Origin of the sequence: Rhodococcus jostii NBRC 16295 (assembly GCF_001894825.1) — a bacterium.
In the GTDB taxonomy this organism is placed as follows: Bacteria; Actinomycetota; Actinomycetes; order Mycobacteriales; family Mycobacteriaceae; genus Rhodococcus_F; species Rhodococcus_F jostii.
This window is the reverse complement of sequence record NZ_BCWY01000011.1, coordinates 87,055-95,816: the sequence shown is the minus strand read 5'-3', so window position 1 is coordinate 95,816 and position 8,762 is coordinate 87,055. Positions and strand designations below refer to the sequence as shown.

General features: G+C 65.5%; 13 protein-coding genes. 2 read left to right on the top strand and 11 right to left on the bottom strand.

Features of this window, described 5'->3' with window-relative positions; genetic code table 11:
- Positions 1-63: 63 nt before the first annotated feature.
- Both rocD and ddaH read right to left on the bottom strand, forming a co-directional pair.
- A complete protein-coding gene (gene rocD, locus RJ1_RS10215; protein ID WP_073359818.1) occupies positions 64-1,290 on the bottom strand; it encodes an ornithine--oxo-acid transaminase in 1,227 nt (408 codons plus the stop codon).
- A 6-nt stretch (positions 1,291-1,296) separates the two neighbouring features.
- Complete coding sequence (gene ddaH, locus RJ1_RS10210; RefSeq protein ID WP_073359893.1) at positions 1,297-2,214, bottom strand: dimethylargininase; 918 nt, start codon at positions 2,212-2,214, stop codon at positions 1,297-1,299.
- A gap of 81 nt (positions 2,215-2,295) precedes the next feature.
- Here ddaH and RJ1_RS10205 point away from each other — a divergent pair, with 81 nt between their 5' ends.
- A complete protein-coding gene (locus RJ1_RS10205; protein WP_073359817.1) occupies positions 2,296-2,748 on the top strand; it encodes an Lrp/AsnC family transcriptional regulator in 453 nt (150 codons plus the stop codon).
- A gap of 209 nt (positions 2,749-2,957) precedes the next feature.
- Positions 2,958-3,173: a hypothetical protein gene (locus RJ1_RS45335; protein ID WP_083400684.1), complete on the top strand. Its 216-nt coding sequence runs from the start codon at positions 2,958-2,960 to the stop codon at positions 3,171-3,173.
- Here RJ1_RS45335 and RJ1_RS10195 read toward each other — a convergent pair.
- The 9 genes from RJ1_RS10195 to infA form a co-directional block, all read right to left on the bottom strand.
- Positions 3,170-3,736: an NADPH-dependent FMN reductase gene (locus RJ1_RS10195; RefSeq protein ID WP_073359816.1), complete on the bottom strand. Its 567-nt coding sequence runs from the start codon at positions 3,734-3,736 to the stop codon at positions 3,170-3,172. The two genes, RJ1_RS45335 and RJ1_RS10195, sit on opposite strands and share 4 nt — an antisense overlap.
- A gap of 49 nt (positions 3,737-3,785) precedes the next feature.
- The gene (gene truA / locus RJ1_RS10190; RefSeq protein ID WP_174694958.1) at positions 3,786-4,679 is read right to left on the bottom strand and encodes a tRNA pseudouridine(38-40) synthase TruA; all 894 of its coding nucleotides are present in this window, start codon (positions 4,677-4,679) and stop codon (positions 3,786-3,788) included.
- 5 nt (positions 4,680-4,684) lie between these two features.
- Positions 4,685-5,281 carry a 50S ribosomal protein L17 gene (gene rplQ, locus RJ1_RS10185; protein WP_073359815.1) on the bottom strand — a complete coding sequence of 199 codons (597 nt, stop codon included), beginning with the start codon at positions 5,279-5,281 and terminating at the stop codon, positions 4,685-4,687.
- Positions 5,282-5,308: 27 nt separating this feature from the next.
- On the bottom strand, positions 5,309-6,370 hold the full coding sequence (locus tag RJ1_RS10180) for a DNA-directed RNA polymerase subunit alpha (protein WP_005239684.1): 1,062 nt from the start codon (positions 6,368-6,370) through the stop codon (positions 5,309-5,311).
- A 116-nt stretch (positions 6,371-6,486) separates the two neighbouring features.
- Positions 6,487-7,092, bottom strand: coding sequence for a 30S ribosomal protein S4 (rpsD, locus tag RJ1_RS10175; RefSeq protein ID WP_005239683.1), 606 nt, complete (start codon positions 7,090-7,092; stop codon positions 6,487-6,489).
- Positions 7,093-7,114: 22 nt separating this feature from the next.
- A complete protein-coding gene (gene rpsK / locus RJ1_RS10170; RefSeq protein ID WP_009479376.1) occupies positions 7,115-7,528 on the bottom strand; it encodes a 30S ribosomal protein S11 in 414 nt (137 codons plus the stop codon).
- Positions 7,528-7,902: a 30S ribosomal protein S13 gene (gene rpsM / locus RJ1_RS10165; RefSeq protein ID WP_005239677.1), complete on the bottom strand. Its 375-nt coding sequence runs from the start codon at positions 7,900-7,902 to the stop codon at positions 7,528-7,530. The genes rpsK and rpsM overlap by 1 nt, the downstream gene beginning before the upstream one ends.
- Before the next feature lie 221 nt (positions 7,903-8,123).
- Entirely contained in the window at positions 8,124-8,237 is a 114-nt protein-coding gene (gene rpmJ / locus RJ1_RS10160) for a 50S ribosomal protein L36 (protein ID WP_003938068.1), read from the bottom strand.
- Between the two features lie 86 nt (positions 8,238-8,323).
- Positions 8,324-8,545 carry a translation initiation factor IF-1 gene (infA, locus tag RJ1_RS10155; protein ID WP_003418601.1) on the bottom strand — a complete coding sequence of 74 codons (222 nt, stop codon included), beginning with the start codon at positions 8,543-8,545 and terminating at the stop codon, positions 8,324-8,326.
- Positions 8,546-8,762: the final 217 nt, after the last annotated feature.

Genomic DNA, 8,762 nt, shown 5'->3' with positions numbered 1-8,762 from the left:
ACGCAGCGGCGCACGGCACGCCAACGGAGAACAATACCGGTCGGGGCGGCCCAGGGTCAAAATTCACTCGGCGAGCGCATCGGCGAGCTGTTCGACCGCCCAGGTCAGCTCTTCGCGTTCGATCACCAGCGGCGGGGCGATGCGGATGGTGCCCTCGTGCGCGTCCTTCGCCAGTACCCGGCGAGCCAGGAGTCTTTCACAGATCGTGCGGGCGGACGGCATGCCGTCGGTCAGCTGCACACCTGCCCACAATCCGCGTCCACGCACCTCCGACACGTGTTCGGCCGGCAGTTGCGACAGCATGCTGTGCAGGTAGGCACCGAGCTCGCGGCTGCGCTGCTGGTATTCGCCGGTCTCGAGCAGTTCCACCACCGCGCTCCCGACGGCGCACGCGAGCGGATTGCCCCCGAACGTGCTCCCGTGTTGTCCGGGACCGATCACCGTCATCACCGACCAGTCGGCGACGACGGCGGACACCGGCATCAGCCCGCCGCCCAGCGCCTTGCCCAGGACGTACACGTCGGGGATCACGTCCTCGTGGTCGCACGCGAACGTGTCGCCGGTCCGCCCAAGTCCGCTCTGGATCTCGTCGGCGATCATGAGGATGCCGCGACGGGTGCAGATGTCCCGGACCGCCGCCAGGTAGCCCGGCGGCGGCACCAGGACTCCAGCCTCCCCCTGGATCGGTTCGAGGAGCACCGCCACCGTGTTCTCGGTGATCGCCGCCTCGAGTGCGTCCGCGTTCCCGTAGTCGACGGAGATAAAGCCTGCCGGGAACGGACCGAACCCCGTGTACGCGTCCGGATCGGACGAGAATCCGACGATCGAAATGGTGCGGCCGTGGAAATTGCCGGCGCACGTGATCACCTCGGCACGCCCCGGCGGCACGCGCTTGACGTCGTACCCCCATTTGCGGGCCAGTTTCAGCGCCGTCTCGACGGCCTCGGCGCCCGTGTTCATGGGAAGCACGGCCTCCTTCCGGCACAGCCGGCTCAGGTCCTCGCAGAAGGACGCGAAACGGTCGTGCTGGAAGGCGCGGCTGGTCAGGGTGAGCCGGCCGAGTTGTTCGCGCGCCACCCGGACGAGGGTGGGGTGTGCGTGGCCGAAGTTGAGTGCCGAGTAGCCCGCGAGAACGTCCAGGTAGTCGACGCCGTCGATACCCTTCACCCACGAGCCCGCGCCCGACTCGATCACGACCGGCAGCGGCGAGTAGTTGTGTGCGCTGTGCTCGTCGGCCCTGCTCAGCTGCTCACGCGTGGCATCCGACACCGAAACGACCCTGTCCGACATGGCTGGTCACCCCTGACTTCCCGCGTCACCGAGCCCGCGGAAACCGCGGAGCTCCAAAGTGCTGCACTTGATTCCGCCACCGGATTTGAGGAACTCCGAATAGTCGACCGGCACGGGCTCGTACCCGCGGTCGGACAGCTGGTCCGCAAGATGCGAAGCCTGCACGGGCAGCACCACATTGGCGCCGTCGCTCACCAGGTTGAGTCCGAGCCAGTCGGTGTCGGTCTCGGCCGCGATCACCGCATCCGGGAACATCCGCTCGAGGACCGCGCGACTGTCGGGCGAGAACGCCGCAGGCAGATAGGCGATCGACGAGTCGTCGAGCACACCCAGCGCAGTGTTGAGGTGGTAGTAGCGGGGATTGACCAGGTTCAGGGTGATCACCGGACGACCCAGATGCGCCGCCGCCTCGGCGTGCGACCGCGGGTCGGACCGGAACCCGGTTCCGGCGAGTATCACGTCGCCGACGACGAGGAAGTCGCCCTCCCCTTCGTTGACGTACCGCGGCAGGGTGGGCCTGATCAGCCCGTTGGCCCGAAACCATCGGAACACGTGTTCGGCCTCCGCCCGCCGCTCGGCAGACCGGTACCGGGCGCCGAGAGCCACACCGTCGACGACGAGTCCGCTGTCGGTGACGAACACCATGTCCGGGAGCCCCTCGACGGGGTCGATCGTCAGCACCTCGTGACCGAGTCGGCGGTAGGTGTCCGCGAGTGCGGACCACTGCGACATCGCGCGTTCGCGGTCCACGGGCTCACCTGGGCGCATCCAGTCGTTGATGGCGTACACGACGTCGAAATACGTGGGCGGGCACATCAGATAGGTCCGCGTGCGAGCGTGGCGGACCGCGCGGACGGCATCGCCCGGCGCGACTGCCGTCTCCTCGTACGGGTTCTCGGACTCGATACCAGCAGTGGGCGCCATCTCCACTCCCCCTCGATCGGTGTCGGTGAGATCAGTATCCACCCAGCAAAACCCCTGATCAATGCGCTAGCGTTCCATTGCATGGAAGATTCGTTGCGTCTGGATGGGCTCGATCGGCGGATCGTTGCGCGGCTGGAGCGGAACGCCCGGTCCAGCTTCGCCACCATCGGCGCCGAGGTCGGACTGTCCGCGCCCGCCGTGGAGCGCCGGGTCGACCGATTGGTCGAGTCCGGAGTGATCACCGGATTTCATGCGGCGCTCGATCCCCGGGCTCTCGGCCAGGGCGTCGAGGTGTTCGTCGAGTTGTACTGCAGTGGGCGCACCTCGGCCGTCGAGATCGCGCGGATCGTGTCCCGGCACACCGAGGTCCAGGAGGCGTACACCGTCACCGGTGACGCCAACGCCCTGCTCCGCGTCCGCACCACCGACACGGCGCACCTCGAACGAACGCTGGAGAATCTGCGGTCCGAGCCGGCGGTGCTGCAGACCAAGAGCAGCGTCGTCCTCAGCCGGCTGATACCGCCCGCCGACTGATCCACACGTTCCACCCGGCGGAGACAACAGTGCCCCAGCAACCGAGGATTGCTGGGGCAAAATTGCTGGGGCAAAATTGCTGGGGCACTCGGCATGTCACGCGATGATCAGAGCCACGCCGTGGCGTTCCGGTCTTCTACAGTCTGCATATCGACGACGCCGTCCTGGACGACCTTCGCGATCGTCTGCAGAACCTGGAGCAGATCCTCGTGAGCGCGGTCCCACTTCGCCTGCACATCTTGGTAGTTTGCCCGGGCGCTGAACCGGACCTGTCCATCGTCCAGCCGAACGCGCTGGGCGACCGCATCCTGCTGTCGACCGGCAGGACGAGCATCGAACTGATGCTGGTCACAAGCTCGTCCGAGACGGCGTTCATCGGACGGCCACGCGCGGTGGACGAGTACCAGCCGGTGTACCGGTACTAGCCGGGATACGGGGTGTTCGCGCGCTGGACGCGGGTGGCGTCGGCCCACCACACCAGTTCTGCGAGCATGCGGTCCGCCGAGTCGACGGCGGCGCCGTCCGAGGTCTGCCCCTCGTCGTCGAATCTCTTGCGCACCTGGTGGAAGCTCACGCTCTGCCGCACCGACACCATGTGCAGTTCGGCCACCACCTGACGCAGTTGTTCGGTCGCGCGCAACCCACCGGCCAACCCTCCGTAGGACACGAATCCGATGGGCTTCGAGCGCCATTCGTGCTTGACGCTGTCGAACGCGGTCTTCAGCGCGGCCGGGTAACCGTGGTTGTACTCGGAGGTGACGGCCACGAACCCGTCGGCTCGTCCCACCCGCTCCCGGAAGTCGTCCGTGGCCGGGGACGCGCCGAGATCCTGCGGCAACGCGGTGTCGGCCAGATCGATGATCCCGGCGTCGAGTCCCGGGTAGGCGCGAGCGCGTTCGGCGAACCAGCGGGTGACGACGGGAGCGATCCGGCCGACCCTGACGGATCCGACGATGATCTCTATCCGGACGGGTTCGACTGCGGTCATGAACTGGCTCCTTCTTCCGGGGAGATCCTTCGGTGTCGGCGATCGGCCTTCAGTCGCCGCAGCAGCCGCCCGGCACGGTCCGGACGTCTCGGGTGATCCGATTGCGTGCCGCCAGGTCTGCGTCTTCGGGATAGTCGACGCGGACGAGACAGAGTCCGTGAGCGGGAGCCACCAGAATCGAGCTCGACCGCGACGTCTCCCGGAGCAGCCCCTCGATCCAGTCGAGATCGCGCCGGCCCTCCCCCACCGCCAGGACCGCGCCGACGAGACTGCGCACCATCGACCAGCAGAACGCGTCCGCGCTGACGAAGGCGGTGAACACGTCGCCGTCGCGCTCCCAGTCGAAACGTTGGAGATCCCGGACGGTCGTGGCGCCTTCGCGGCGTTTGCAGAACGCCGCGAAGTCGTGCAACCCCAGCAGCGTCGCGGACGCCGAGCGCAGGAGGTCGAGATCGAGGACCTTCGGGTACGACACCGTGTCCCGGGCCCGGAGCGGATCTGCACCGTAGGCCGCCGACGTCAGGCGGTACTCGTAATGCCGGCGCATCGCGGAGAACCGCGCGTCGAAGTGCTCGGGCGCGAAAAAGATCCGCTTGATGCGCACGTCTTTCGGGAGGAACCGCGCGAGCCGGCGGACCAGCCTGGACGGATCGTCCGGCAGCGCGTCGACCGGAACGTCGACGTGCGCCACCTGACCGGTGGCGTGGACCCCGGCATCGGTTCGCCCCGCCACGGTCAGTTGCAAGGGGGTGCGCAGGACGGCGCCGAGCTTCTCCTCGATCTCCCCGCACACGGTCCGCAAGCCGTTCTGGCGGGCCCACCCGGAGAAATCCGTTCCGTCGTAGGCGATGTCCAGGCGCAGCCGGGTGGTCTCATACGAAACGGGCCCGCCGTCCCTCTCGGGGACGACGGGCTCGTTCGATTCAGCGTGTGCCGAAACCAAGTGGACTAGTCCTTCTTGGCCTCTTCGGCCGCCGAGGCATCCTTCGCCTCTTCGGCTTCAGGCGCGTCGGCCGCGGTGGCGGACTCGTCCTCGATGGCCTCGACGACGGCGTCAGCGTTCTCGACCTCGGCGTCGGTTGCCTCGGCCTCGACGGCCTCGACGACGTTCTCCTCGGCGGGAGCTGCAGCCGGCGCATCCTTCGATGCCTTCACGCGACGAGCGCGGTCGGCCTCGGAGGTGACGGTCTTCTCCTTGACGAGCTCGATGATCGCCATCGGCGCGTTGTCGCCCTTGCGGGGGACCGTCTTGATGATGCGGGTGTAGCCGCCGTCACGATCGGCGTAGAACGGGCCGATCTCCGCGAACAGGGTGTGCACGACATCCTTGTTGCGGATGACCTTCAGAACCTCGCGACGGTGAGCCAGGGTTCCGGCCTTGGCGTGCGTGACGAGCTTCTCGGCGTACGGGCGCAGGGCCTTGGCCTTGGACTCCGTGGTGGTGATGCGGCCGTGCTCGAAGAGCGCGGTAGCCAGATTGGCGAAGATCGCCTTCTGGTGCGAAGCCGACCCGCCGAAGCGGGCACCCTTCTTGGGCTTGGGCATGATGATCTCCTAGTAAAGGACCGTGAGCTACAGCTGTTCGGTCTCGGCGTAGTCCTCGGTGCCCTCGGCATCACCGAAGGAACCGGCGTCCGTGTCGCTCCACGTTCCGGTGGCGGCGTCGTAGCCGGCAACGGTGGTGGGATCGAAGGATGCGGGGCTGTCCTTGAGGGCCAGGCCGAGCGAATGCAGCTTGACCTTCACCTCGTCGATGGACTTCTGTCCGAAGTTGCGGATGTCGAGCAGATCGGACTCGGTACGGCCGACAAGCTCACCGACGGTGTGAACACCTTCGCGCTTGAGGCAGTTGTAGGAACGGACCGTCAGGTCCAGGTCCTCGATGGGCAGTCCGAACGAAGCAATGTGATCGGCCTCGGCGGGCGAGGGTCCGATCTCGATGCCTTCTGCTTCGACGTTCAGCTCACGGGCCAGGCCGAAGAGCTCAACCAGGGTCTTGCCCGCCGAAGCGAGCGCGTCCCGAGCGGTGATGGAGTTCTTGGTTTCCACATCGAGCACGAGCCGATCGAAGTCGGTGCGCTGCTCGACGCGGGTGGCCTCCACCTTGTAGGTGACCTTGAGCACCGGCGAGTAGATCGAGTCGACCGGAATACGGCCGATCTCGGCGCCGGACGCCTTGTTCTGGACGGCGGGGACGTAGCCGCGACCGCGCTCGACGACGAGCTCGATCTCCAGCTTTCCCTTGTCGTTCAGGGTGGCGATGTGCAGATCCGGGTTGTTCACGGTGACGCCGGCCGGGGGCACGATGTCGCCTGCAGTCACAGCGCCGGGGCCCTGCTTGCGGACGTACATGGTGACCGGCTCGTCCTCTTCGGAGCTCACGACGAGGCCCTTGAGGTTCAGGATGATGTCGGTGACATCTTCCTTCACACCGGGAACTGTGGTGAACTCGTGCAGAACGCCGTCGATGCGGATGCTCGTGACAGCTGCGCCGGGAATAGACGAGAGCAGCGTGCGACGGAGCGAGTTGCCGAGGGTGTACCCGAAGCCTGGCTCGAGGGGCTCGATGACGAACTTCGAGCGGTTGTCAGCGATGACCTCTTCGGTCAGCGTGGGTCGCTGAGAAATGAGCATTGGATTTCCTCCTGTACGGGCGTCCGCTATTTGACGCCCACGATGGGAAAGGCACTTCGTGCCCGTGCGCCTTTCCGGTAGTCGGAACCACCGGAAAGGCGCACGGGCCGAGAGGCCTACTTCGAGTAGTACTCGACGATGAGCTGTTCCTGCAGAGGAACGTCGATCTGCGCACGCTCGGGAAGCTGGTGAACCAGAACCCGGAGACGTCCACCGACAACCTGCAGCCAACCCGGGATCGGGCGATCACCCTGGGTCTCGCGCGCAACCTGGAAGGGAAGCGTCGACAGCGACTTGTCCTTGACATCGATGATGTCGTACTGCGAGACGCGGTAGCTGGGGATGTCGACCTTCTTGTTGTTCACAAGGAGGTGGCCGTGGGTGACCAGCTGACGGGCCTGGCGGCGGGTGCGAGCCAGTCCGGCGCGGTACACGACGTTGTCGAGACGCGACTCCAGGATGCGGAGCAGGTTCTCGCCGGTTTTACCGGGGCGGTTGTTCGCCTCCTTGTAGTACAGGCGGAACTGCTTCTCCATGACGCCGTAGGTGAAGCGAGCCTTCTGCTTCTCCTGCAGCTGGAGCAGGTACTCGCTCTCCTTGATCCGCGCGCGGCCGTGCTGGCCCGGCGGGTAGGGACGACGCTCGAACGCCTGGTCGCCTCCAACGAGGTCGACGCGCAGACGACGCGACTTGCGGGTGATGGGTCCGGTATAACGTGCCATTTTCTTCTACCTATCCTTCCCGCTAGACCCGACGCCGCTTGGGCGGACGGCAGCCGTTGTGCGGCTGGGGGGTGACATCGGAGATGGTGCCGACCTCGAGGCCTGCGGCCTGAAGCGAGCGGATCGCGGTCTCACGGCCGGAGCCGGGGCCCTTGACGAAGACGTCGACCTTCTTCACACCGTGCTCCTGCGCCTTGCGGGCCGCGTTCTCTGCTGCCAGCTGAGCGGCGAACGGGGTCGACTTGCGCGAACCCTTGAAGCCGACGTGTCCCGAGGACGCCCAGGAAATCACGTTTCCGGCGGGGTCCGTGATGGACACGATGGTGTTGTTGAACGTGCTCTTGATGTGAGCGGCGCCGTGCGGGACGTTCTTCTTGTCCCTGCGACGCGCCTTCTGGGTCTTCTTCGGACCGGTGCCACGTGACTTGGGGGGCATTACTTCGCCTTCTTCTTGCCTGCAATGGTGCGCTTCGGACCCTTACGGGTGCGGGCGTTGGTCTTGGTGCGCTGACCACGCACGGGCAGACCACGACGGTGGCGCAGGCCCTGGTAGCAGCCGATCTCGATCTTGCGTCGGATGTCGGCCTGGACCTCGCGGCGAAGGTCACCCTCGACCTTCAGCGACTCCTCGATGTACTCGCGGAGCTTGGCCAGATCCTCGTCCGAGAGATCCTTGCTCCGCAGATCCGGGCTGACGCCGGTGGCGTCCAGGATCTCCTTGGAGCGGGTACGGCCGATGCCGTAGATGTAAGTAAGTGCGATCTCCATCCGCTTTTCACGGGGAAGATCGACACCTGCGAGACGTGCCATGTCGGCATTTCCTATCGGTGTGCGGAGGTCTGCTCCCAGTCCATCCCCTGTGCCTCTTCAAACGTCGGCGGTCTCGCGACCGACAATGCTTCAACTAACTCAGTGGGGCCCCGGCCTCCGTGCCGGGGGTGAACCAGTACGTGCTCGAAAGCCGTGAGTACTGGCTGGTGCTGGGAGGTCATCTTTGCTTGTTGCCAAGCAGATCCTCGAAAAGCGGAGATCTAGCCCTGACGCTGCTTGTGGCGCAGGTTCTCGCAGATCACCATGACCCGGCCGTTACGACGGATCACCTTGCACTTCTCGCAGATCTTCTTGACGCTCGGCTGAACCTTCACGTCTTCTGATCTCCTGTTTTGTGGCAGCCCACTACGCAGATCCGCAGCGGACGTACTTCTCCCCGACCTGGTCGGGCGGGGAAGTTTTACTTGTACCGGTAAACGATGCGTCCGCGCGACAAGTCGTAGGGCGAGAGCTCTACGACAACGCGATCTTCCGGGAGGATGCGAATGTAGTGCTGACGCATCTTTCCGCTGATGTGGGCGAGAACCTTGTGGCCGTTCTCGAGCTCAATGCGGAACATCGCATTGGGCAGCGGCTCGACTACTCGTCCCTCGACCTCGATGGCCCCGTCTTTCTTAGCCATATCCTCCGCGATCCATGTGGTTTGGCGTGCTTATTGCATCTGTTTCCGTTACCGTGGCGCCCAATGGGATCTTCACCGGTCGAAACATGAACAATCCGGATCAAATCCGGCACTGGGCACGCAGACAACCGGTACGCATAGCGCACCGTTGATCCATGTTACGGGAAATTGCTCACCAGGCCAAATGCGGTCCGCGGCGGACCTGCCCGCCGGCATC

What these genes read in the sequence shown, in the direction of transcription:
- rocD (WP_073359818.1), bottom strand. Translation starts at nt 1,290, where the DNA reads ATGTCGGACAGGGTCGTTTCGGTGTCGGATGCCACGCGTGAGCAGCTG.
- ddaH (WP_073359893.1), bottom strand. Translation starts at nt 2,214, where the DNA reads ATGGCGCCCACTGCTGGTATCGAGTCCGAGAACCCGTACGAGGAGACG.
- RJ1_RS10205 (WP_073359817.1), top strand. Translation starts at nt 2,296, where the DNA reads ATGGAAGATTCGTTGCGTCTGGATGGGCTCGATCGGCGGATCGTTGCG.
- RJ1_RS10195 (WP_073359816.1), bottom strand. Translation starts at nt 3,736, where the DNA reads ATGACCGCAGTCGAACCCGTCCGGATAGAGATCATCGTCGGATCCGTC.
- rplQ (WP_073359815.1), bottom strand. Translation starts at nt 5,281, where the DNA reads ATGCCCAAGCCCAAGAAGGGTGCCCGCTTCGGCGGGTCGGCTTCGCAC.
- RJ1_RS10180 (WP_005239684.1), bottom strand. Translation starts at nt 6,370, where the DNA reads ATGCTCATTTCTCAGCGACCCACGCTGACCGAAGAGGTCATCGCTGAC.
- rpsD (WP_005239683.1), bottom strand. Translation starts at nt 7,092, where the DNA reads ATGGCACGTTATACCGGACCCATCACCCGCAAGTCGCGTCGTCTGCGC.
- rpsK (WP_009479376.1), bottom strand. Translation starts at nt 7,528, where the DNA reads ATGCCCCCCAAGTCACGTGGCACCGGTCCGAAGAAGACCCAGAAGGCG.
- rpsM (WP_005239677.1), bottom strand. Translation starts at nt 7,902, where the DNA reads ATGGCACGTCTCGCAGGTGTCGATCTTCCCCGTGAAAAGCGGATGGAG.
- infA (WP_003418601.1), bottom strand. Translation starts at nt 8,545, where the DNA reads ATGGCTAAGAAAGACGGGGCCATCGAGGTCGAGGGACGAGTAGTCGAG.